The following is a 21,944-nucleotide window of genomic DNA, read 5'->3' as shown; positions in this document are numbered from 1 at the left end:
GGCACGTTCGCGTCCCCCTTCCGGCACGCGCAGGACAGCGACCGCACCGATCACGCCGAGCGCGACCTGGGCATGCAGGGGGCCGTCAGCTACCTGTTCTCCCCTGGCGATCCGCCGCAGCACGTACGCGTGTTTCGTGCAGGGCGGCGCGCGAAACGTGCAGGAATTCACGCGGATGTCATTCGCATACTCGGTGGCCCAAGGGACCGACGCGACCGGATGACATGCGGAGGCAGTTCGATGCGGACGTTCGTCTACACATCCCACCCCTCACGGGTGGTCTTCGGCACCGGCACGGTCGGCCGCCTCGGCGAGGAGGTCGAGCGGCTGGGCTGCTCCCGGGTGCTGCTGCTGTCCAGCGGACCCCTCGCGGCAGCCTCCGACCAGGTCCGCGAGGCGCTCGGCGACCTCCTGGTGGCGGAGTTCGACGGCGCGGCCATGCACACCCCGGTCGAGGTGACCGAGAAGGCGCTCAAGGTGCTCAGGGAGTCCTCCGCGGACAGTATCGTCGCCGTCGGGGGCGGTTCGACGACGGGTCTGTCCAAGGCGCTCGCGCTGCGGACGGGACTGCCGCAGGTGATCCTTCCGACCACGTACGCCGGCTCCGAGGTGACACCCGTCCTCGGTGAGACCCGCGACGGGCGCAAGGTCACCCAGTCGTCACCGGAGATCCTGCCCGAGACCGTCGTCTACGACGTCGACTTCACCCTGACCCTGCCGCTGTCCCTGACGGTCACGAGTGGCATCAACGCGCTCGCCCACGCCGTCGAGGCCCTGTACGCCGCCGACGCCAACCCGGTCACCGACCAGCAGGCCCTCGACGCGATCTCCCGCATCGCCCGGGCGCTGCCCCGCCTCGCGGCCGACCCGGCCGACCTGGAGGCGCGCGCCGACCTGCTGCACGCGGCCTGGCTCGCCGGGACCTGCCTCGCCACGGTGGGTATGGGCCTGCACCACAAGCTGTGCCACACGCTCGGCGGCACCTTCGATCTGCCGCACGCCGAGACGCACACCGTCGTCCTGCCGCACGCCATGGCCTACAACGCGCACGCAGTGCCCGGCGTGATGCGCCGAATCGCCGACGCCCTGGGCGTGGCCGACGCCCCCAGCGGCGTGTACGACCTGGTCGCCTCCCTGGGCGGCCCGACCTCGCTGCGCGATCTCGGCATGCCGGAGTCCGGCCTCGCCCGCGCGGCCGAGCTGGCCACCTCGACGCCGTACCCGAATCCGCGCGAGCTGACCACCGAGGGCGTCGCGGAGCTGCTGGCCGGCGCCTGGCACGGACGCCGCCCCGAGGGTCCTCAGTCCACGGAAGCCAAGCTGGCCCGTCTCACCGAACAGGTCGTCGCCAGCTTCGCGCAGGCCCCCGACCCGCGCGTGCGCACCCTGCTGAGCGACCTGGTCCGCCATCTGCACACCTTCGTCGCCGCCAACGACGTCACCGACTCCGAATGGCAGTACGCCATCGACTTCCTCACCCGCACCGGCGGCATCTGCAGCCCGACGCGACAGGAGTTCGTGCTGCTGTCGGACACACTCGGTGTCTCCAGCGCCGTGGACCTGCTCACCAACTCCCGTACACCCCATACCACTCCGTCCGCGGTGCTCGGTCCCTTCTACGTGGAGGACCCGCCCGACACCCCACGCGGCGGCGACATCTCCGACGGGCTGCCCGGCACCCCGCTCTGGGTGGACGTGCGGGTCACGGACGCCGAAGGTGCGCCGGTCAAGGACGTGGTCGTGGACGTGTGGCAGTCCAACGAGGACGGCTTCTACGACGTCCAACTTCCGGACCTGGAAGGGCCGGTGCTGCGTGGCCGGCTGCGCACCGACGCCGATGGCCGGATCATGTTCTGGTCCATCCTGCCCTCGGAGTATCCGATCCCGGAGGACGGGCCGGTCGGGCGGATGCTCGCCGCGGTCGGGCGCCATCCCTACCGGGCGCCGCACCTCCACTTCATGTTCGACGCGCCCGGTCACCGCCGGCTCGTCACGCAGCTGTTCGTCTCGGGCGGCGCCTACCTCGACAGCGACACCGTCTTCGGCGTCAAGGACGAGCTGATCGTCGACTTCGTGCCGCAGACCGGCCCCGCCCCCGACGGCCGCCCGGTCGACGGCGAGTGGCGCCGGCTCGACTACACCTTCCGACTCGCCCCCCTGGCCGGATGCCCGAGGAGTGCCCGCCCATGACCATCACCCCTGCGCACGACACGTACGACACCGACGTCCTCGTCGTCGGCAGCGGCCCCGCCGGGGGTTCCGCCGCACTGCTGCTGGCCACCTACGGCATCCGCACCCTCCTGGTGACGAAGTACGGCTGGCTGGCCAACACACCGCGGGCGCACATCACCAACCAGCGCACCATGGAGGTCCTGCGCGACCTCGGCGTGGATTCCGAGGCGCTGGCTGTCGGCAGCCCGTCCCACCTCATGGGCGACACGGTGCTGTGCACCTCGCTGACCGGGCACGAGATCGGCCGCATCCGCACCTGGGGCACCGGGCCGGCGACGGCCAGCGAATACGCGGCCAAGAGCCCCTGCGAGATGATCGACCTGCCGCAGACCTACCTGGAGCCGATCCTCGTGAACAACGCGGCGGCCCGCGGCGCCAAGGTCCGCTTCGACACCGAGTTCCTCAGCTTCACCCAGGACGACAGCGGCGTCACCGCGCGGCTGCGCGACCGGGTCCGCGGCGACGAGTTCATCGTACGGGCCCGCTACCTGATCGGCGCGGACGGCGGGCGCAGCACGGTCGCCGAGCAGCTCGGCCTCCCCTTCGACGGCCGCATGGCCAAGGCCGGAAGCATGAACATCGTCTTCAAGGCCGACCTCACCCGCTACTGCGCCCACCGGCCGAGCGTCCTGTACTGGGTGCTGCAGCCCGGGGCGGAGACCGGCGGCATCGGCATGGGTCTGGTCCGCATGGTCCGTCCGTGGAACGAGTGGCTGCTGGTGTGGGGTTACGACATCGAGCAGCCGCCGCCGGAGGTGGACGAGGAGGCGGCGCGGCGGATCGTGCGCGACCTCATCGGCGATCCCGACCTGCCGGTGGAGATCACCTCCACCTCGCTGTGGACGGTCAACCACAGCTACGCCTCGGCGTACGGGTCCGGGCGGGTCTTCTGTGCGGGCGATGCGGTGCACCGTCATCCGCCGTCCAACGGGCTCGGCTCGAACACCTCCGTGCAGGACTCCTACAACCTCGCCTGGAAGCTCGCGATGGTGATCCGCGGCGAGGCCGGCCCCGGGCTGCTCGACACCTACTCCGCTGAACGGGCCCCCGTCGGGCGGCAGATCGTCGAACGGGCCAACCTCAGCCGCGACCAGTTCGGACCGATCTTCGACGTGCTCGGCATCGGCGGTGGCGCCGACCACGAGGCCATCACCGAGGGGCTCGCGGTGCTGGGCGCGCCGACGCCCGAGGGCGCCAAGAAGCGGCGCCGGCTCGAAGAGGCGATCCAGCTCAAGAACTACGAGTTCAACGCACACGGCGTCGAGATGAACCAGCGCTACGTCTCCGCCGCGGTGCTTCCCGACGACGACGCAGCCGAAGTCTGGGAAGAGGACCGGGAGTTGACGGCACAAACGACCTCCCGCCCAGGCGCGAAGCTGCCGCACGCCTGGCTCGTCGACGCCCACGGCGAACGGCTGTCCACGCTCGATGTCGTCGGCGAGGGCACCTTCACCGTGCTGACCGGCCTGTCGGGCGGTGTCTGGGAGACGGCCGCGACCGCGTGCGGGACAGAACTCGGCGTCCCGCTGCGGGTGGCGCGTATCGGTGACGCCAACTGCCGTGACGCATACGGCGAGTGGAGCCGGGTGAGCGAGATCGCCGAGGACGGCGTGCTGCTGGTGCGACCCGACGGCTACGTCGCTTGGCGCCGCGCCACGGCACCCGTAAGCGCGCAGTCGGCCCAGGACGAACTTCTCGGCGCGCTGCGCCGGGTGCTGGACCGGTAGGAGAGAACGGGATGGACAAGGTGATGGCCACGGCCGCGGAAGCCCTGGCGGACGTGACGGACGGACGGTCGTTCGCCGTCGGCGGCTTCGGGCTGAGCGGCGTCCCGGAGGTGCTCATCGGCGCCCTGTACGAGAGCGGGGCGGGCGGCCTGGCGGTCGTGTCGAACAACTGCGGCGTCGACGGCCGTGGCCTCGGGATCCTGCTGGCCGCGGGCCGGATCAACCGGGTCACGGGCTCGTACATCGGCGAGAACAAGGAGTTCGCCCGCCAGTACCTCGCGGGTGAGCTGGAGGTCGAGCTGACGCCGCAGGGCACGCTCGCCGAACGGCTGCGGGCGGGCGGCGCGGGGATCCCGGCCTTCTACACTCCGGCCGGCGTCGGCACACAGGTCGCCGAGGGCGGACTGCCGTGGCGCTACGCCGCCGACGGATCGGTGGCGGTTGCCTCGCCGCCGAAGGAAGTGCGTACCTTCGGCGGCGTGGACCACATCCTGGAACACGCCATCACCACGGACTACGCGCTGGTCAGGGCGGCGCGCGGGGACCGCCACGGCAACCTCGTGTTCCGCCGCGCGGCGCGCAACTTCAACCCGCTGGCCGCCATGGCCGGGCGCGTCACCGTCGCCGAGGTGGAGGAGTTGGTCGAGCCGGGCGTACTCGACCCGGACGCGATCCATCTGCCGGGGGTGTTCGTGCAGCGTGTCGTGGCGCTCACCCCGGAGCAGGCGGCCGACAAGGGAATCGAGAAGAGGACGGTGCGCGAGCGATGAGCTGGAGCCGGGACGAGATGGCGGCTCGTGCCGCGAGCGAGCTCCGGGACGGCGACTACGTCAACCTGGGCATCGGGCTTCCCACCCGCGTGGCCGACTTCCTGCCGCCGGGCGTCGATGTCGTCCTGCACTCGGAGAACGGGCTGCTCGGCGTCGGGCCGTACCCGTCGCCCGACGAGGTCGACCCGGACCTCATCAACGCGGGCAAGGAGACGGTGACCGTACGGCCGGGGGCCTCCTTCTTCGACTCCTCGCTGTCCTTCGGCATGATCCGCGGCGGCCACATCGACACCGCCGTCCTGGGCGCGCTGCAGGTCTCGGTCCGCGGCGACCTCGCCAACTGGGCGGTCCCCGGAAAGATGATCAAAGGGATGGGCGGTGCGATGGACCTCGTCCACGGCGCCGGCCGGGTCGTCGTGCTCATGGAGCACCTGACGAAGGACGGCACCTCCAAGATCGTCCAGGAGTGCACGCTGCCGCTCACGGGACGCGGCTGCGTGCACCGGATCATCACCGACCTGTGCGTCCTCGACGTCACGCCCGACGGGCTCGAACTCGTCGAGCTGGCCCCTGATATGACAGCTGATCAGGTCGCCACTCACACGCCATTCCTCATCATTCCTGCTGGGAGCAACCGATGATCGAGCGCCCGCGTGACGTGTACGTCGTCGACGCCGTCCGTACCCCCTTCGGCCGATACGGCGGTGCCCTGGCGGGCGTACGACCGGACGACCTCGCCGCGGGAGTGCTGCGGGCCCTGGTGGAGCGCAGCCCCGGCCTGGACCCCGGACGCATCGACGACGTGCTGCTCGGCAACGCGAACGGCGCGGGCGAGGAGAACCGCGATGTGGCCCGCATGGCCGTGCTGCTCGCCGGGCTCCCGGTCACCGTGCCGGGCGCCACGGTCAACCGGCTGTGCGGATCCGGTATGGAGGCAGTAATCCAGGCGGCGCGCGCCATCGCGCTCGGCGACGCGTCGATCGCGGTGGCGGGCGGTGTGGAGTCGATGACCCGCGCGCCCTGGGTGCTGCCGAAGCCGGAGCGCGCCTTCCCGGTGAAGGATCAGCAGTTGTACTCGACGACGCTCGGCTGGCGGATGGTGAACCCGCGGATGCCGGCGGAATGGACGATCCCGCTCGGCGAGAGCGCGGAACTCGTCGGTGCCAAGTACGCCGTCACCCGGGCGGCACAGGACGCGTTCGCCCTGGCCAGCCACCGCAACGCCGCCCGCGCCTGGCGCGAGGGCCGGTACGCGGGAGAGATCATCCCCGTCGAGGGGGTGGACCTGCCCCGCGACGAGGGCATCCGGGACAACACCTCCCTGGAGGCCCTCGGCCGGCTGAAGCCGGCCTTCACGCCGGACGGCACGATCACGGCCGGCAACGCCTCGCCGCTCAACGACGGGGCGGCCGCGCTGCTGCTCGCCGACGAGGAAGGCCTGGCGGCGATCGGGCGTGAGCCCCTGGCCCGGGTCCGGGCGGCGGCGGTGACGGGCATCGAGCCGCAGTACTTCGGGCTCGGCCCGGTCGACGCCATCCGCAAGGTGCTCGCCAAGGCTGCGGTCGCTCCCGGCGATCTGCACACGGTCGAGCTGAACGAGGCCTACGCGGCCCAGGCGCTGGCCTGCCTGGCCGCACTGCCGGATCTCGACCCCGAGGTGGTCAACCCCCGCGGCGGCGCCATCGCCATCGGCCACCCGCTGGGCGCGTCGGGTGCCCGTATCACCGGAGCGGTCGCGCACCAGCTGGCCGCGGCGGGCACCGGCACGGGCCTGGCAGCGTTGTGCATCGGGGTGGGCCAGGCACTGGCCCTGGTACTCGAACGCTGAGACGGGCCCGTGGGCGCCCTCCTCAGCCGGACCGGCGCAGCGCGGCCGGGGTCGTGCCCAGCCGGGCGCGCATCACCCGGGTGAGGTGCTCCTGGTGCGAGAAGCCGCAGGCGGCGGCCACCTCCGCGATCGGGGTGGAGCCGGTGCGCAGCATCCGGCACGCGGCCTCCAGCCGCAGCCCGAGCAGGAACTGGTGGGGCGACCGGCCGGTGCTCGCCCGGAACCTCCGCGTGAACTGGCTCGAGCTCAGCGAAGCGGAGGCGGCGAGGTCCGCGATCGGCAGCGGTTCGGCGAGGCGCTGCTCCATGAGCTCGCGGACGGCGGCGAGCTGCCGGTCGGACAAGCCGCACCGGGCGGGCGGGGGCACGCTCGCCCCGACGCCGTGACGGCGTACGAGCTGCGCGGCGAGCATCCCGGTCAGCTGGTCGACGTACGTGCGGGCCGACGGCTCCCAGGAGCGGAGCGTGCTGTCCAGCGCGAGCATGAGCTGCTCGGCGAGTGGATCGCTGGCCCCGAGCTCCTCGGTCAGCTCTACGGGCCGCCCACCGTTCGCCTCGCGCAGAGCGTCGTCCGCGAGGTAGGCGTGGATCGTCTCCAGTCGCCCGCCGAGCTCGACGGCGAGCCTCCGCCCAGCCGGCTGGAGGAAGAGCCCACCGGCCGGGATCGTCCGTGACCGCCGGTCCGCACCCTGCCCCCGCCGTACGGTGACGGGTCCGCTGAGGTGCAGGATCACCAGGTGTGTGAGGGCCGGATCGAAGGCCGCGCGGTAGGGCTGCTCCACCTGCGCGGAGAGGTACAGCCGCTCCCATCCGAGCCCTGAGCTGCTGTGTCGTGTCCGCACGCCGGGCTGTCGCAGCATGCCGACCGTGTCGGCCAGGCCAAGTTCCGTCACGGTGTGACCTCCTCACGGCACCCCATGTGATTGAAGGGTAAACCAGCTGGGCCGAGAAGCAACCGGATCGCACGGGTGAAGTCCACGACCGCCGGGAAGCGCCCCTGTTTGCCGTCGGCATCGACGGGGGAACTCTGGCCGGAGCCCGAACGCGTTCCGCTGCAGGAGGCACCGATGACGGACGAGCAGGACGACCGCTTCGACGTGGTGGTACTCGGTGCGGGCCCCGGTGGTTACGTCGCCGCGATCCGCGCCGCCCAGCTGGGCAGACGCGTCGCCGTTGTCGAGCGGAAGTACTGGGGCGGCATCTGCCTGAACGTGGGCTGCATCCCGACCAAGGCCCTGCTGCGCAACGCCGAGCTGGCGCACGTCTTCACCCGCGAGGCGAAGACGTTCGGCATCCGCGTCGACGGACAGGTGTCCTTCGACTACGGCGAGGCGTTCCGCCGCAGCCGCAGGGTCGCCGACGGCCGCGTCAAGGGCGTGCACTACCTGATGAAGAAGAACAAGATCACTGAAATCGACGGTCAGGGCACCTTCCTCGATCCGCACACCCTCCAGGTGTCCGGCTTCGAGGGCGATACGCGCACCATCGGGTTCGACCACTGCATCATCGCCACCGGCGCGACACCCAAGCTTCTGCCCGGCACCCGGCGTACCTCCCGCGTGGTCACCTTCGAGGAGCAGATCCTCGCCGAGGAGCTGCCGCAGTCGGTCATCATCGCCGGCGCCGGCGCGATCGGCGTCGAATTCGCGTACATCCTGCACAACTACGGGGTGAAGGTCACCATCGTCGAGTTCCTGGACCGACTCGCCCCGCTGGAGGACGCCGAGGTCTCCGCGGAGCTCGCCAAGCAGTACCGCAGGCTGGGCATCGAAGCCCTCACGTCCACCCGCGTCGACTCCATCGACGAGTCGGGCCCCCAGGTCCGCGTCACGGTCACCGGCAAGGACGGCTCCCAGCAGGTCCTGGAGGCCGACAAGGTCCTCCAGGCCATCGGCTTCGCCCCCAACGTGTCCGGCTGTGGTCTGGAGAACACCGGCGTGCGGGTCTCCGAGCGCGGTGCGATCGACGTCGACGGTCGCTGCCGCACGAACGTCCCGCACCTCTACGCCATCGGCGACGTCACCGCGAAGCTGATGCTGGCGCACGCGGCCGAGGCGATGGGCGTGATCGCGGCCGAGACGCTGGCGGACGCGGAGACCATGGAACTGGACTACGCGATGATCCCGCGGGCCACCTTCTGCCAGCCGCAGATCGCCAGCTTCGGCTACACCGAGGCCCAGGCACGCGAACTGGGCCACGACGTCAAGGTGGCGAAGTTCCCGTTCACCGCAAACGCCAAGGCGCACGGTCTGGGCGACGCCACCGGCTTCGTGAAGTTGATCAGCGACGCGAAGTACGGCGAGCTGATCGGCGGGCACCTCATCGGCCCGGACGTCACCGAACTGCTGCCCGAGCTGACCCTGGCGCAGCAATGGGATCTCACCGTCCATGAGATCGCCCGCAACGTCCACGCCCATCCGACGCTCGGCGAGGCGATCCAGGAGGCGGTGCACGGCCTGGCCGGACACATGATCAACTTGTGATGTAGGCGGAAACTGCGGCCGTGGATCGTGATCTCGGTGGAGGGCGACCGCGCCATCGCCGATCTCCGGCACGGGGCAACGGAAGACGTTTGCCGCCGTCAGCGGACCCCGCAACCGGCGCAGCTCCGTCCGGGCGAGAGTGGCATACGAGCTCGTAATTGATCGAGAAAGGCCGGATGACGACCGGGTCATGAGCGGCACGGCTCAACCGCCGGGGCTCACGTCGGCAGCGGGCGCAGCAGAGCGGCCCCGCGAAGGCGAAGGCCCGGCCCTATTCTTCCTCCACTACCGGGGTGGCTCCCACCGCACCTGGCGACCGGTCATCGAGCACCTCAGCCCCACACGGGCATGCGTCTCGTACGACCACCGTGGCTGGGGTGAGTCCACTGGCGAACTCGACTACGGCGAGTACGTCGTGGTGGGCCACCCGATGGGCGGAAGGGCGACCCAGACGCTCGCCTCCCGCCGCCCCGCCGGACCGAAAGGCGCAGTGCTCGTCGCACCCGCCCCGCCGGCTCCCGTCGGTATGACGCCCAAATTCCAGGAGGCCCTGGCGCACGCCCACGACAACGACGAGACCATCGACCGTTATGCGCCTGTCCGGCAAAGCCCGTACAGAACGGCCATGGTGTGCGTCGTGGTCCGGCAGGGCGTTTCAGCGGCGAGCGCGCGGCCGGCGGCGAGGAGCAGGTCCGCCGCGTCGCGCACCGTGCAGGACGCCTGGAACTCGCCGGCGATGCCGAGCTGCTTCGCCAGGTGACGGACCTCTTCCTCACGCGCGACGAGCTGACCGCGCAGGGTTGCGGTATCGAGAGGTGGCGAACTCTCTGTGTCCATCCGACCACGGTAGCGATCCGCTTGCGCTGACTGTGCCGCTTTCTAGATATATCTGGGCGATTTTTTTTGGTACGCCGAAGGCATATGACACAGGTTGGGCTGCCGAGGGAACGCGGTTCGCGGGGTGACCTGCAGTGCGCCCCGAGTAACAGACGGCCGCTGACAGCCCTGCATCTCTTCCTGGTCTGGGCGACCATGGCGGCCGCGGTGCCGGCTCTCGGCTTCGAACTGGTGGTGACGGCCCGGGGTGGTGGAGCGGGTGCGACGGCGCCGATCTTCGCTTCGGGTGTGCCGCGGGCGGTGGGCGTGCTGGCTGTGGCGGGGAAACCGGCGCGGTCGCAGCAGTGGCAGCACGAAGCAGAGGTTGCCCAGTACCGGGAGCATCCGGAGCCGGTGTACCCGGGTGTCGCGCCGCACGACATGGAACTCTCCCGTGCCGAAGCCGGCCCCGCCCACTGCACAGTCGAGTACCGCCCCGTGCGGCCTGGCGAACTCGCGTACGCAGAACTCACGCTGCGCACGCCTCTCACGCCGACGCCCCGACGCCCCGACGCCCCGACGCCCCGACGCCCCAACGAAGGGCGAGAACTGCACGGTGGACGTCCGGTTTGGGAGGTCGGCAACTGGTGGGCGGTCACCACCGTCGCACTGCTGATCACCGGGGCCGCGGCTTGGCTACGACGCCGCTGGCGGAACTACCGCCCACCGCGTCGCCCTCAATCACCGGGATGCCGGGACGCCAGGTCACCGCAGCCGCTGCCGGGCTCCCCGAGCCTCCCCAAGCACCAACCCATGCCAGGCCCGGGCACTGTCGATTCTCGGGTTCTGGCTCAACTTCCGTGTCCTCTTCCCGTGATCTTCACGGTAGGCGGGACGGTGATGGTGCACAGCCTCTTGGTGGCCCGGGTCAGGGCGACGTACAGGTCGCGCTCACCCCCAGGGCGGGCGGCGGTGATCCCGTCCGGGTCGACCACGACGGCGGCGTCGAACTCCAAGCCGCGCGCCTGTGAGGCCGGCACCAGTCGTGCATGCTGCTCGATCCCCGCAGCCGTGAGCTGCTCCGTCCTGCCATCGGCGCAGATCACCCCGACCAACTCACCCGGGTACGCGGCGCCCTGCTCGCGCAGCTCCAGCGCGAGGGTGGTGACGAGTGATTCAGGGGCCGTGGTGAGGGTTCGAGGCACCTCGCCATGCCTGATCGACCGGATCGGTGGCCGGCCCGGGGCGATCCGGGCCAGCAGGTTCCCGGTGGTGGCGAGGATCTCCTGGGTGGTCCGGTAGCTGACGGTCAGGGTGCGCAGGTCGAAGCGCCGTCCGAGGTGCGGGCCGAGTGCCTCCTGCCAGTCCCTGGCCACCGTCACCGGGCCTGCCTGGGCGAAGTCTCCGACCAGTGTCATCGACCTGCCCGGGCAACGGCGCACGATCATCCGCCACTGCATGGCGGTGAGCTCTTGTGCCTCGTCGACGACGACATGCCCGAAGGCCTGCTCAGGCGGGCCGTCGACCAGGCTCGCCACCTCGTCGAGAAGCGGCACATCGGCGTCCGTCCAGGGCTCACCGGGCATTCGCCGCAGCAGGGCCCGCTGGTCGTCGGTGAACTGCCGCAGGTACGCGGCCGGCGCGTCTGCATCCGCCAGCAGGGCGCGGACCACGTCGCCGGGCGTGAGCCGCGGCCACAGGTCCTCGACGGCCTGATCGAGCAAGGCATCGGCCAGGAGGTCGGCGCGCAAGGCGTCGGCGTCGAATTCGTCGGCACCAGTGGCGGGCGCGTCGTCAAGGCCGAGGCGGCGCAGGTCCGCTGCCGCAGCCCCGTCGAGGTCGAGACCGGTCAGTTGAGCAACCTCGGCGTCGATACGTTCGAGCGCCTCGGCGCCACTGCGGGCAAGCTCACGGACGAGGGCGTCGACCAGCAGCTCCTTGAACAGCCGGCGCGCCCGGTTGTGTGCGAGACCGCTGGTCTGTGCCGACTCCCGCGCCTGTGCGACGTCCCTGTCCGGCAGACGAATCCACTCCTGCCCGACCCGGACGTCGAAGTCGCCGCCCGGGGCCTGCCGTGAGCGGACCACAGCGCCCAGCGCGTCGGCCAGTGCGGCATTCCCCTTCAGGCGGGCCACTTCGAAGGGGTCCGTGGCGCCCGGTACGACGCCGGCCAGTTCCTCGCACGTCGCCAGGACGACGTCGTTCTCCCCGAGCGAGGGCAGGACCTGGCTGATGTAGTCGAGGAACCGCGCGTTCGGCCCCAGTACGAGCACGCCACGCTCGGCTGCCTTCGGGAACGCGTACAGCACATACGCGGCGCGGTGCAGTGCCACCACCGTCTTTCCGGTGCCCGGACCACCCTGCACGACCGTTACCCCGCGGTGCGGCGACCGGACGATCGCGTCCTGCTCGGCCTGGAGTGTGGCAACCGCCGCACCCATACGCCCCGTGCGCCGTTCCTGGAGCGCCGCGGTCAACGGGCCGTCGCCGATCACGTCCTGTCGGGTGGGTGCGGAGCCGTCGAGCAGCTCATCGCTCACTCCCACCACCTTGCGACCTGCCAGACGCAGATGGCGGCGCCGCCGCAGCCCCATGGGATGAACCGGCGTCGCCTCGTAGAAGGGCCGCGCGGCCTCGGCCCGCCAGTCCACCAGCAGTGGCAGCTCGTCCGAGTCCCTGTGCAGCCCCAGCCGCCCGATCCGCAGGACCGTACCGTCCGTCAGGTCGATCCGGCCGAAGACCAACCCGTCCTCGGCCCCCTCCAGCCGACGAACCTCCCGCGCCAGCCGCCCGGCCGCGACCTCCCTCTCGTACGCCTCGCCCGCACCGTCGGGTGGCGACGCGAGCACGAGCGCCAGTTGCTCCCGCGCCCCGGCCAGCCGCTCGTCGAACAGCTCGCCTATGACGGAAACCTGAACTCGCTCAAGTTCCACCTCGCGCGCGGCAGCATCGTTGATCTGAGACAAGAAAAGGCCCTCTCGGCTCAACTCACCAGTATTTCGAGGCGCCACTATGCAGATGGAATCCGGGAAAGTAAATATTGACCAAAGCAGGTGGCATGTGTCCTCCAATGCACCACCGCGCCCACCAGCACGATCTCGTGCGTGAAGTATCCCGGCGAATCGGAAGAGTTCGTGATCTGGCTGATGGAGGCGTTGTTCCCGTCGGTCGTGGACGACGCGGTGCTATCGGTGGATGTGACTGCCGAGCCAGTGCTTGTTGACGCGCAAGGCACCGCGGTTGGCACCGCCCGCCCGCGGTGTGGGTCGGTTCTGGTCGACCTGGTTCATGGTCCGTAGCCGCGGTTTCCCGCTTACATGCCATGCGCTGGGCCATACGTCGTGTTGCAGTCACGAGTTGGCCGGTTCCTTGCCGGAGCACCACGCGCCCGCGCCTCTGCGCCGCGGGCGGTCGGCGACGACACAGCCGTGCCGCCCACAGGATGGGCCGGCCCTCGTACGCGGACAGTTCCGCGCGCAGCTCCCGGTCGGCCGGCTCCACCGGCCCCTGCCCGGCTGCGGATTCCACCGCCTGCGTGGTGCAGCGGCCGGCCGAACTACACGGTGATGCGGTGGAAGCTTCCCGCTCTGCAGGGCGCGCTTCACCGCCGCAGCGCCGCCATGGCCGACAGGGCCACTGATAGAAGGCTCAGTCCCACCGCGCCCCCCGGCGAAGGCTGCGTACACCAGCGAAGGTACGTACGGGGCCTCGCCGATGAAGCCGCGCATCACCGGGATCAGCGTCGCGGCGGCGAAGGCCGTGCCGAGTACGATGCCGGCGACCGCCACCAGCAGGCCTTCCCACCGCAGCATCCGCCTCACCTGCCGCTGGCTGGAGCCGACGAGGCGGAGCATGCCGAGCTCGCGGCGGCGGTCGAGGACGGTCATCACGAGCGTGTTGACGGCGGCGACGGCGAAGCCACGAGGACACCGGCCATCGTGCAGTTGGCCCAGGCGTCGAGCTCGCTGTCGGTGCCCTGCTCGACGGTGCAGCCGGACGCGTCGGTGACGTGATTGCAGAGAGCACGCGGGTCCGGTCCCGCCTCGGCCGACTTGCGGAACTCCATGCCATGTCGGCAGCGCCCAGTACCCACGTCGCTCATCGTGTCGCCGCAATGCCGGCCGGCACGGACCATGTCATCGCCGAAGGTGCCAAGGACCGCGCCACCGACACCGTCCCGCGCCGCACCGCCCACCCGCCTCACGGCTTCCGGGTCGTCGCCGAAACGAGAGCTGACCCGACGGGGACGAAACGTGCCGGCACCGGGTGCGGCTCCGCGCCTGACCGACGGTCACGGCTGCGCGACGTCAGCCGGCATCGGTTCCACCGGCGGTCGCAGCACCATGGTCAGGTCTACGGCGGCGGCGCCGTACCCCCGACTTGAACGGCCCCGGTCAGGGGTTGTCCACAGGGCCGCCCAAGATGGGGTCCCGCACCGTAACGTACGTGTCGGCGGCTTCGTCACTTCGGGCCGTAGCAGAGCCGCAGGAACTCCTCCATTGCCGCGTCGACGCCCGCGCGGTCTCCGGTGGCGAGGAGGTCCAGCAGGAGACCACGGACGGTGGCCAGTCCCAGCCTGGCACGGTTACGGGCCACGGCGGGGTCCGACCCCGCGCCCACCTCGGCGGCCACGAGCGGCTCCAGCCAGTCCGTCACCAGCCCCTCGAGGACCGGGGCGGCTTCGGGGCGGCCCCGCAGCGCGTGCCCGCAGATCTCGAAGAAGAGCCGCTCCTGACCGGCCAGCCGGGGATCCGTCAGCTGCTGCCACAGTCGCCGGGCGACATCCGCGGGCGAGAGACCGGACTCCAGGCGGAGCCGGGACATCAGATCGCGCTGGCGCTGCTCCGACGTGCGGACGATCTCGACGAGCAGCTGTTCCCTGGACCCGAAGTAATGGATCAGCATGCGGTGACTGACACCGATCGCAGCGCCCAGGCGGCGCAGGCTCAGATCCGCGATGCCGTGCGCCGCGACGTGGTCGACAGCTGCGTCCAGCAGTTGAGCGCGCCGGCCCGGGTCCGGGCCATGCCCGTCCTGACCCTCGGGGTGCGAGACGTCCGTATTCACCACACCACGAGTGTACCAATTGGTACATGCCGCATGTACCGTGTGGTACATGAAGTCTGTCACCGTGTCGATCGACGTACCGCAGACGCCCGAGCAGGTCTACGACTTCCTCGATGTCATGGCTCACCACGAGCGATTCACCAACCACTACCTGACCAACTGGCGCTACAGCGGCCCCGGCCGGGGCATCGGATCGCGCGCCACGGTCACCGCCTCGCTGGGCGGCGCCAAGACCGACGTCACCATCGAGGTCGTCGAGGCCGAGGTGCCGGGACGCATCGTCGAACGCAACGTCAGCGGGGCCGGTCGGCGCCTGGCCCACGGCACTTACACCATCGAACCGCTGCGCAGCGGAGGGAGCCACATCTCGTTCGCGTACACCTGGGTGCGCGCCCCGCTGGCCGACCGGCTGCTGGCCCCCATCGTGCGGGCCACGATGCGCCGCGCCAATCACACGGTCACACGTCGCCTGGCCACCGAGCTGGCTCGCCACTTCTCCGCTGCTGACTGACTCCTGACGGCGGTGCATACCCGCGCCCTTTGCCCCCAACGCACTGTTCAAGGCCACGGTCGCGCTGCCCCACTGCCCACGCCGGACTCAGGGCCCGGCCCATGGCCCGCTCGGCCACGAGCGGGGACTCGCGTGCTTGATCGAGGCTGAGCTGCTGGTCGCCCTGGCCGGACCGCTGGTGCCGGCTCCTTGTGGCGCTCCTCAAGGACGTCCAGCACGTAGGCACGGCTGTAGCGTCGGCCCGAGGCGCCCGTCTCCCAGAAATCGGGCGCCGTAGTCGCTTCGAAATCGGCTCTTCTCGTCCCGAACTCCGGTCTGTGAAAGAGCCGTTCCTACGAACGAGCTCGTCCAGAACTCCATTCAGTCACTCATCGGTGACGAGATCGGGGTCCATCCTCAACAGCTAACAGACCGAAGTCGGCCAGGCATCCGAGTTTCCGCAAGAATCTCGCGGCTGTACATGCCCCCGGGCAGCCAACCTCTGCCGAGCGTTCAACGCCACCCTCGGTTCAGAACCGGGCACAAGGCCGTCACTGACGGCCGCCGGTATCGGGCTCTCACCCTGCTGCTCCAGCAGATCCTCACCGGCCCGAGTGGGTCGATCGCTTCAGCGACGCCGACCTGCGGGGTACCGGGTCATCGCTGCGTGGAGGTCGGCCGCACCTCCTGGACCACGAGGTCGTCGAGCGGCTCACGCGGTCGGCGAGTGGCAAAACGGCGTCCAGAGATCCACGTGGATGTGGACGCCGGATACGACACACCCCACATCGCCCACTTCCTGACTGGCCTGCCGTTGCAGATCCTCGGCCGGCTTCGCTCGGAGCAAACCCCGTCGAACCGGCCGCGCGTCGAACTCGGGGCATGTCCCCGAGGGCAGTCCGGTCTCTTCCCTCACCTCCCGGCAAGCGGCCTCGGATGCCGTCTCACCAGGCTCTACACGTCCGCCGGGCAGAACATGGAACTCCCGGTCGTTGTCGCGATGCCGGATGAGGAGGACGCGGCCCACCTGGTCCACGACGACTGCGCGAGCACTCACCCGCAGTGCGGCCTCGCGTGTACGCAGTTCGGCGCTGGATTCCGACAGCGAATGATCGCTCATCCACACAGCCTACGCGCACACGCAGCCGGGATGCCGCGCTCGGAACTGCGTGAGACGTCGGCCGACGCCGTGTGCAAGTATCCCTCCAACCCCGCGGGTTGAACGACGAATGACCGCCTCGGACCCACACTTGGAAGCCCGTCGACGACCTGGCAGCCGTCGGTGTGATGGGCGCGGCCCATGACCTTGGGCTGCACCTCGGCGACAGCCGGGCGTTGATCGGCTACAACGACACCCCGATCGCCGCCGAGTCGCCGGTCGCGCTGACGACTGTCCGCTCCCCCATGGCAGAGCAGGGGCGCGCAGCCGTCCGCGAGTTGCTGCGCGGCATCGCGGGCGGCGTTGCCGGGTCCCGACTGCTGCGGCCGGAACTCCTTGTCCGGGCCTCCTGCGGCGCACCCGTCGGCCCGCCGCAGGGCTGTACGACGGCCACGAGGTACGACATCCTCGCCGTCCGCAACGAGTGGCTGTGACCAGCATCGTCCCTAATAAGACCTGCCGAGGCTCCATCCGGCAGACTCGGTGCCTGGTAGCCGCCAGCAGGTGAGCACTCTCTTTTCCCTGGACTTCGAGTCCTGTTGACAGATCGTGCCCCTGCTGGTCGGCCACGAGCGAAATCGCTGATGGGATGTCGTGACCGCCCGGTTGCGGCGTGAGCACAGCCTTATTAGGTCGCTGATGGTTCTCCTGCGGGCTGCTGCCGATCGAGGTCGATGACGGAGGACGAGTTGCTGTTCGTCGGGGACGACTGGGCCCAGGACCACCACGACATCGAGCTGATGGACGCCACAGGTCGCCGGCTGTCCAAGGCTCGGCTGCCGGAAGGCGTCGCGGGTATCGAGCGATTGCACGCGATGATCGGCGCCGAGCTCGGGGAGGACAGCAAGGCCGAGGTGGTGATTGGGATCGAGACCGATCGGGGCCCGTGGGTGCAGGCGCTGATCGCCGCGGGCTACACGGTATATGCGGTCAACCCGCTGCAGGCTTCCCGGTACCGGGAACGCTTGGCGGTATCGGGGGCCAAGAGCGACGCGGCCGACGCGCACATGCTCGCTGACATGGTGCGCACCGACTCTCACCAGTTCCGCCCGATCTCCGGGGACACCGCTGACGCCGAAGCGGTCAAGGTTGTGACGCGTGCCCATAAGACCTTGATCTGGGAACGTACCCGCACCACGCAGCGGCTGCGGCACGCCCTGCTCGACTACTTCCCCGCCGCCCTGGAGGCGTTCGACGGCCTGGACGCCCCCCGACCCCCTGGAACTGCTCGCCAGGGCACCCGATCCGGTCTCCGCTGCGAAGCTGACGGCCACGCAGATAAGCGCGGCCCTCAAGCGCGCCCGCCGACGCGGCATCCCCGACAAGGTCACCAAGATCCAAGCCGTACTGCGCGCCAAGCACCTGGGGCAGCCCGCCGTTGTGACGGCGGCCTACGCCGTCTCCGTGCGCGCGCTCATCGCGATGCTGGCCATCTTGAACGAGCAGGTCAAGTTCCTGCATGAGCAGGTCGAGGACTTCTTCTGCCGGCACCCGAACGCCGAGATCATCCGCTCCCAGCCCGGGCTGGGACCGATGCTCAGCGCCCGGGTATTCGCAGAATTCGGCGACGACCCTCACCGTTACGCCAGTGCCAAGGCCCGCAAGAACTACGCCGGCACCAGCCCGATCACCCGCGCATCCGGCAAGAAGAAGGTCGTAACCGCTCGGCACGTCCGCAACGACCGGCTCATCGACGCGCTGATCGCCCAAGCCTTCTCTGCACTGCGGGTCTCCCCTGGCGCCAGGGCCTACTACGAGAAGCAACGGGCCCGCGGCATCGAATTCAACGCCGCCCTACGCCAGCTCGCCAACCGGCTCGTCGGCATCCTGCACGGCTGCCTCAAGACCGGCACATCGTACGACGAGGCGACAGCTTGGTCCCAGCGGGCCCACGCACTCGCCGCTTGACGCTACAGCTGGGGCAACCGGTCATCGGGTGTGGGGGACTTCCGCTCTTCCAGCCAGTAGAGGTACCGCCGGGCGTCCGGCTGATGTCTCCCCGCCGGGAGCTGATGGGGTGTCCGGTTCAGGGCACCCGGCAGGTCGGGGGCTGTCCCATGGAGGCGGGGGTGCGGCCGAGGAGACTGCGGGCGGTGCGGGCGAGATGGGCTTGGTCGGCGAATCCGGCTGACGCGGCGGCCGCGGCCACCGTGGTGCCGGGCAGGGTGGCAACGGCGGTCCGCAGGCGTGCCCAGGTTCTCAACTGCACGAGCGGCACTCCCACTGACGTACGGACGAGGGCGCGCAGACGTGTCGCGGACAATCCGACGTCGGCCGCGATGGAGCCGATTGCTGCGGGTGGGGTGGCGCGGGTGCTTTCCCCGATCGCATGGGCCACGCGGGGATCGAGGGGCTGTGCGGGGCCGGTCAGGGCGGTGAGTTCGACCGCGGCCGCGGCGAGGTCGGCGTCCGGGCCCGGTTCCGCGTTTTGGTCGAGGGCGGCGAGGAGGCGGCGCACGGTGGCCCGGTCGAGGTGGATCAGGCCCACGTCGGGAGGCAATTTCCAGGGGTCGAGGAACAGGGCGGTGTAGGAGGACGAGGCGCCAGCCGTGTGGACGAGCAGAGGGGGCACGATCACGCCGGCCGAGGTGACCGGACGCTTTCCTGGCAGCCGGGTCTCGACGAGTCCGCCGGGCGACAGGACGACTTTCCACACCGGGTGGCGGTGCACGCTGACGCTGAACGCGCCGGTCTCGGCGAACATCGCCCCGTTCGGATCCGAGGCGAACACCAGGCGGCGATCGTTTCGTTCAAGCGCCCACGTGCGGGCAGCGGTGATGCTCACGCCATGAACCGTATCGCGGCCGTTTCGTTGGGGATCTTCCTGTCGGGGGTGGGGGTGGCGCACTTCGTGCTGCCCGGCTACTTCCGCACCCTGGTCCCGCGATGGCTTGCCCGGCCCGCGCTCCTGGTCGCCGCCGCCGGTGCGACGGAGATCGCGGTGGGCGCGCTGGTGCTGACTCCGCGGTGGCGTGCGGCGGGCGGGTGGGCCGCTGCCGCGCTGATCACCGTCTACCTGGTCTCCCACGTCGACGCCCTGCGGTCTGCCCGTGCCGACCGAGCCCGGTTCCTGGAGCGGCCGGTAGGAGTAGCGGCCCGGCTGGTGGTCAACCTCTTCTACATCTGGTGGTCGATCGCGGTCGCCGAAGCGGCCGCCTGATGCGGTACCGACGCGGACGAAGGACGCCGACCGCCGCTCCTCGGCCGCCATGCCCGAGCGCAGGTCTTCGGTGAGGGCGTCACGAATCGCCGCGCCGTCCTGTCCCTTGAATGTTCCCTCTGCTCGACGCACGCAGATCCGAACCCTTGAAGGAGTAGCAGCTGTGATACAGCCCTGGTGGCCACTGGCCGGCCTCGCCGTCATCCATCTCGCGGACGCCGCGATGTGCCTCAAGCCGGTCGGCTTCATCCGTGACTGCCTGCGGGACGTCGGATTCCCCCGCCGGTTCTGGCCGCTCCTGCCGCTGATGAAGACCGTGACGGCCGCAGGACTGGTCGCGGGCATCTGGTCCACCCCGCTGGCGGTGCTGACCAGCGCCGCCGTCGTCTGCTACTTCCTCACCGCCGTGGGCATGCACATCCGAGCCCGCGATCTGGGACGCAACCTCTTCTTCAACGCCTCCGGCATGCTCGTGCTCAGTACGGCCACCTTCGTGTTCGCCCTGCAGACCGCCTGAGGCAAGCCGGCGTCGAGCGTGGGTCCGCGGGCGAGAACACAACACCGGCCTGCCGCCGTACGACGCGTACGGTGGGCCTCGGCACTCCAGCGGGAGCGGCACCAGGTCCCTTCCGGAGTCCGAGCGGTAGTCGGCCGATGGCACTCAAGACCCGCTCCAAGTTCTCGTTCGTCACACAACGATCTTGGACGCCCTCTCTGCATCCCCGGAGGGTGCAGCTTTCCCCGAGGGGCTGGTCTGACAGGGCGTGTCACATCTTGAGGCGCTGTCTTCGTCAAGGACACGAACACCCAACCGTCGTTCTCGCGCAGAAGAAGGAGTTTCTCGTGTTTGCCGCCTACCTCGTGGTCACCCTCCTCACCTCGGCTGTCAACGGTTCGGCCGCCATCGCCAACTTCATCGGCCACGACTACCCCAAGAGCCAGGCGGACAAGCTGCGTGTGCCCCGGTCCTGGATGCGCCCGCTGGGCACACTGCTGGCGTTGGGGGCGCTGGGGCTGCTGGCCGGGTTCGCCGTGCCAGTGCTGGGCACGTTCGCTGCCATCGGTCTCGTGTTGTACTTCCTTGGTGCACTCTGTGCCCACCTGCGGGTTCGTGACCACCAGCTGGGTCCCTGGGCCGTGTTCTTCTGTCTGCCCGTGGCTGCTCTGGCCGTGAATCTGGCCCACCACGGCACCCGGTGAACCGGTCCAGCTTGTCCCTCAGGAGGAGCCACTCCCGTCCCGGGACGCACTGTCAGCATTCGGAACTACTCGTCCAGGGCATCCGTTCGGGCTGAACGGCGGGCTGCCGACTGGAAAGGGACTGCTGGTTCACCTGGGCTCACGCACTCACCGTTTGACTCTCCAGCTCATGGGATGTCTGTCAAGCCCGATACCACACCACGGACTGGCACAGTCGCGCCATGCGGCACCTGCCGAATGTCACGGTGGACGTCCACCAGCTCTGGGATCACACCGCTGGTCTCGAGCCCCCTCGATCCGCGCAGCACAGGCGCTCTCATCCGCCGCGGTACGGACAGCGGCGGCCTGCCCAGCCTTGTCGTTGGCGTCGAAGGGCTCGTCCATGGGGAGCAACGGCATCACGCCTTCGTCACCAGCACGGTTGATCACCTGCTCGGCGGAGCCCCAGGTCACTCCGCGTCGTCTGCTAGTCCGAAGTCTTCAGGAAAGCTCTCCAGGAACTCGCGGCGCGAAGGGTTGGTCTCTTCTTCGGCCATCGTTCCGAGTAGGTCGATGAACTCGATGCGCTGATCGCTCGACAGCAGACTCACCAGGTAGGCGACACCCTCCAGGACCCTGACAGCGTCGTCCGGGTCCATCTGCTCGTCCTCGCAGTCGTCGACGAACCAGAGGACATCAACCAGAGCCTCCGCCAGAGCGCGGGTCAGCGACGGGTACACGGGCATCGGAACGGTCTCCCACCAGGTGGCCTACGAAGCGCGGCCATCCCACCACAGGCCACCGACACTTCGGTCGGTGAGGCAGCATTCAGCGGCCGGCCAGCAGCGTCTTCAGCTCACCCGCTGCGGCTCGTTTTTGCAGCACGCCGCCCACCGGCCGCTGGATCACGGGCAGGCCGTGGTCCACGCCGGCGGCCGTGCGCGGGTACGGCGCGATCCGGGCTGCGGTATCGTCTGCCCGGAGCGTCACCATGCCGCGCAGCAGCTCCTCGCCTTCCGCGGACTTCATGACGC

20 protein-coding genes and 2 pseudogenes are annotated in these 21,944 nt (G+C 69.9%); 13 read left to right on the top strand and 9 right to left on the bottom strand.

Annotated features, from left to right (window positions below):
• Window positions 1–240 precede the first annotated feature (240 nt).
• From ACWGJ5_RS03920 to ACWGJ5_RS03900, 5 genes are read left to right on the top strand one after another with little or no spacing between them, the layout of a single operon-like run.
• Window positions 241–2,190, top strand: coding sequence for a maleylacetate reductase and hydroxyquinol 1,2-dioxygenase domain-containing protein (locus ACWGJ5_RS03920; protein ID WP_453308173.1), 1,950 nt, complete (start codon window positions 241–243; stop codon window positions 2,188–2,190).
• A complete protein-coding gene (locus ACWGJ5_RS03915; RefSeq protein ID WP_453308172.1) occupies window positions 2,187–3,959 on the top strand; it encodes an FAD-dependent oxidoreductase in 1,773 nt (590 codons plus the stop codon). Before ACWGJ5_RS03920 ends, ACWGJ5_RS03915 begins: the two co-directional genes overlap by 4 nt.
• 11 nt (window positions 3,960–3,970) lie before the next feature.
• Complete coding sequence (locus tag ACWGJ5_RS03910) at window positions 3,971–4,729, top strand: CoA transferase subunit A (RefSeq protein ID WP_453308171.1); 759 nt, start codon at window positions 3,971–3,973, stop codon at window positions 4,727–4,729.
• Window positions 4,726–5,370 (top strand): CoA transferase subunit B, encoded by a 645-nt coding sequence (locus ACWGJ5_RS03905; RefSeq protein WP_453308170.1) that lies wholly within the window; start codon window positions 4,726–4,728, stop codon window positions 5,368–5,370. Before ACWGJ5_RS03910 ends, ACWGJ5_RS03905 begins: the two co-directional genes overlap by 4 nt.
• On the top strand, window positions 5,367–6,557 hold the full coding sequence (locus ACWGJ5_RS03900; RefSeq protein ID WP_453308169.1) for a thiolase family protein: 1,191 nt from the start codon (window positions 5,367–5,369) through the stop codon (window positions 6,555–6,557). The genes ACWGJ5_RS03905 and ACWGJ5_RS03900 overlap by 4 nt, the downstream gene beginning before the upstream one ends.
• 22 nt (window positions 6,558–6,579) lie before the next feature.
• On the opposite strand, the gene ACWGJ5_RS03895 is transcribed toward ACWGJ5_RS03900, so the two are convergent.
• Entirely contained in the window at window positions 6,580–7,449 is an 870-nt protein-coding gene (locus tag ACWGJ5_RS03895) for a helix-turn-helix domain-containing protein (RefSeq protein WP_453308168.1), read from the bottom strand.
• A gap of 174 nt (window positions 7,450–7,623) precedes the next feature.
• On the opposite strand from ACWGJ5_RS03895, the gene lpdA reads away from it, so the two are divergent.
• Complete coding sequence (gene lpdA / locus ACWGJ5_RS03890; protein WP_453308167.1) at window positions 7,624–9,039, top strand: dihydrolipoyl dehydrogenase; 1,416 nt, start codon at window positions 7,624–7,626, stop codon at window positions 9,037–9,039.
• Window positions 9,040–9,627: 588 nt separating this feature from the next.
• Here lpdA and ACWGJ5_RS03885 read toward each other — a convergent pair.
• Together ACWGJ5_RS03885 and ACWGJ5_RS03880 are read right to left on the bottom strand one after the other, a co-directional pair.
• Window positions 9,628–9,876: a hypothetical protein gene (locus ACWGJ5_RS03885; RefSeq protein ID WP_453308166.1), complete on the bottom strand. Its 249-nt coding sequence runs from the start codon at window positions 9,874–9,876 to the stop codon at window positions 9,628–9,630.
• An 830-nt stretch (window positions 9,877–10,706) separates the two neighbouring features.
• A complete protein-coding gene (locus ACWGJ5_RS03880; protein WP_453308283.1) occupies window positions 10,707–12,821 on the bottom strand; it encodes a HelD family protein in 2,115 nt (704 codons plus the stop codon).
• 138 nt (window positions 12,822–12,959) lie between these two features.
• Between ACWGJ5_RS03880 and ACWGJ5_RS03875 the strand changes: the two genes are divergently transcribed.
• Window positions 12,960–13,154: a hypothetical protein gene (locus ACWGJ5_RS03875; RefSeq protein ID WP_453308165.1), complete on the top strand. Its 195-nt coding sequence runs from the start codon at window positions 12,960–12,962 to the stop codon at window positions 13,152–13,154.
• 302 nt (window positions 13,155–13,456) lie between these two features.
• Here the strand turns inward: ACWGJ5_RS03875 and ACWGJ5_RS03870 are convergent.
• Both ACWGJ5_RS03870 and ACWGJ5_RS03865 read right to left on the bottom strand, forming a co-directional pair.
• Window positions 13,457–13,864: pseudogene (locus ACWGJ5_RS03870) on the bottom strand (FtsX-like permease family protein); the annotation flags it as partial.
• A gap of 452 nt (window positions 13,865–14,316) precedes the next feature.
• Window positions 14,317–14,925 carry a TetR/AcrR family transcriptional regulator gene (locus ACWGJ5_RS03865; RefSeq protein WP_453308164.1) on the bottom strand — a complete coding sequence of 203 codons (609 nt, stop codon included), beginning with the start codon at window positions 14,923–14,925 and terminating at the stop codon, window positions 14,317–14,319.
• Window positions 14,926–14,971: 46 nt separating this feature from the next.
• Between ACWGJ5_RS03865 and ACWGJ5_RS03860 the strand changes: the two genes are divergently transcribed.
• Window positions 14,972–15,433: an SRPBCC family protein gene (locus ACWGJ5_RS03860; protein ID WP_453308163.1), complete on the top strand. Its 462-nt coding sequence runs from the start codon at window positions 14,972–14,974 to the stop codon at window positions 15,431–15,433.
• Between the two features lie 691 nt (window positions 15,434–16,124).
• On the opposite strand, the gene ACWGJ5_RS03855 is transcribed toward ACWGJ5_RS03860, so the two are convergent.
• Complete coding sequence (locus tag ACWGJ5_RS03855) at window positions 16,125–16,532, bottom strand: NUDIX domain-containing protein (protein WP_453308162.1); 408 nt, start codon at window positions 16,530–16,532, stop codon at window positions 16,125–16,127.
• Window positions 16,533–16,681: 149 nt separating this feature from the next.
• On the opposite strand from ACWGJ5_RS03855, the gene ACWGJ5_RS03850 reads away from it, so the two are divergent.
• Window positions 16,682–17,005, top strand: a complete 324-nt coding sequence (locus ACWGJ5_RS03850) for a substrate-binding domain-containing protein (RefSeq protein WP_453308282.1) — start codon at window positions 16,682–16,684, stop codon at window positions 17,003–17,005.
• 255 nt (window positions 17,006–17,260) lie between these two features.
• Window positions 17,261–18,479: pseudogene (locus ACWGJ5_RS03845) on the top strand (IS110 family transposase).
• A gap of 118 nt (window positions 18,480–18,597) precedes the next feature.
• Here ACWGJ5_RS03845 and ACWGJ5_RS03840 read toward each other — a convergent pair.
• Window positions 18,598–19,356, bottom strand: coding sequence for a helix-turn-helix domain-containing protein (locus ACWGJ5_RS03840; protein WP_453308161.1), 759 nt, complete (start codon window positions 19,354–19,356; stop codon window positions 18,598–18,600).
• Between the two features lie 3 nt (window positions 19,357–19,359).
• Here ACWGJ5_RS03840 and ACWGJ5_RS03835 point away from each other — a divergent pair, with 3 nt between their 5' ends.
• The 3 genes from ACWGJ5_RS03835 to ACWGJ5_RS03825 all read left to right on the top strand — a co-directional run bounded on the left by ACWGJ5_RS03835 (window position 19,360) and on the right by ACWGJ5_RS03825 (window position 20,931).
• Complete coding sequence (locus ACWGJ5_RS03835) at window positions 19,360–19,731, top strand: hypothetical protein (RefSeq protein ID WP_453308160.1); 372 nt, start codon at window positions 19,360–19,362, stop codon at window positions 19,729–19,731.
• A gap of 163 nt (window positions 19,732–19,894) precedes the next feature.
• Entirely contained in the window at window positions 19,895–20,248 is a 354-nt protein-coding gene (locus tag ACWGJ5_RS03830; RefSeq protein ID WP_453308159.1) for a DoxX family protein, read from the top strand.
• Between the two features lie 326 nt (window positions 20,249–20,574).
• Complete coding sequence (locus ACWGJ5_RS03825; protein ID WP_453308158.1) at window positions 20,575–20,931, top strand: DoxX family protein; 357 nt, start codon at window positions 20,575–20,577, stop codon at window positions 20,929–20,931.
• 449 nt (window positions 20,932–21,380) lie between these two features.
• Here the strand turns inward: ACWGJ5_RS03825 and ACWGJ5_RS03820 are convergent, their stop codons facing one another.
• Both ACWGJ5_RS03820 and ACWGJ5_RS03815 read right to left on the bottom strand, forming a co-directional pair.
• Complete coding sequence (locus ACWGJ5_RS03820; protein WP_453308157.1) at window positions 21,381–21,656, bottom strand: hypothetical protein; 276 nt, start codon at window positions 21,654–21,656, stop codon at window positions 21,381–21,383.
• Between the two features lie 82 nt (window positions 21,657–21,738).
• A complete protein-coding gene (locus ACWGJ5_RS03815; RefSeq protein WP_453308156.1) occupies window positions 21,739–21,939 on the bottom strand; it encodes a hypothetical protein in 201 nt (66 codons plus the stop codon).
• Window positions 21,940–21,944 lie beyond the last annotated feature (5 nt).

Source organism: Streptomyces sp. NPDC054783, assembly GCF_053611725.1.
The sequence above is the reverse complement of the archived record's forward strand: the minus strand, read 5'-3'. Positions and strand labels throughout refer to the sequence as shown.

Bases quoted from the DNA above. Each gene is read 5' to 3' on its own strand.
- lpdA (WP_453308167.1), top strand. From the start codon at position 7,624: ATGACGGACGAGCAGGACGACCGCTTCGACGTGGTGGTACTCGGTGCG.
- ACWGJ5_RS03920 (WP_453308173.1), top strand. From the start codon at position 241: ATGCGGACGTTCGTCTACACATCCCACCCCTCACGGGTGGTCTTCGGC.
- ACWGJ5_RS03860 (WP_453308163.1), top strand. From the start codon at position 14,972: ATGAAGTCTGTCACCGTGTCGATCGACGTACCGCAGACGCCCGAGCAG.
- ACWGJ5_RS03885 (WP_453308166.1), bottom strand. From the start codon at position 9,876: ATGGACACAGAGAGTTCGCCACCTCTCGATACCGCAACCCTGCGCGGT.
- ACWGJ5_RS03905 (WP_453308170.1), top strand. From the start codon at position 4,726: ATGAGCTGGAGCCGGGACGAGATGGCGGCTCGTGCCGCGAGCGAGCTC.
- ACWGJ5_RS03910 (WP_453308171.1), top strand. From the start codon at position 3,971: ATGGACAAGGTGATGGCCACGGCCGCGGAAGCCCTGGCGGACGTGACG.
- ACWGJ5_RS03835 (WP_453308160.1), top strand. From the start codon at position 19,360: ATGAACCGTATCGCGGCCGTTTCGTTGGGGATCTTCCTGTCGGGGGTG.
- ACWGJ5_RS03900 (WP_453308169.1), top strand. From the start codon at position 5,367: ATGATCGAGCGCCCGCGTGACGTGTACGTCGTCGACGCCGTCCGTACC.
- ACWGJ5_RS03815 (WP_453308156.1), bottom strand. From the start codon at position 21,939: ATGAAGTCCGCGGAAGGCGAGGAGCTGCTGCGCGGCATGGTGACGCTC.
- ACWGJ5_RS03855 (WP_453308162.1), bottom strand. From the start codon at position 16,532: ATGAGCGATCATTCGCTGTCGGAATCCAGCGCCGAACTGCGTACACGC.
- ACWGJ5_RS03915 (WP_453308172.1), top strand. From the start codon at position 2,187: ATGACCATCACCCCTGCGCACGACACGTACGACACCGACGTCCTCGTC.
- ACWGJ5_RS03820 (WP_453308157.1), bottom strand. From the start codon at position 21,656: ATGCCCGTGTACCCGTCGCTGACCCGCGCTCTGGCGGAGGCTCTGGTT.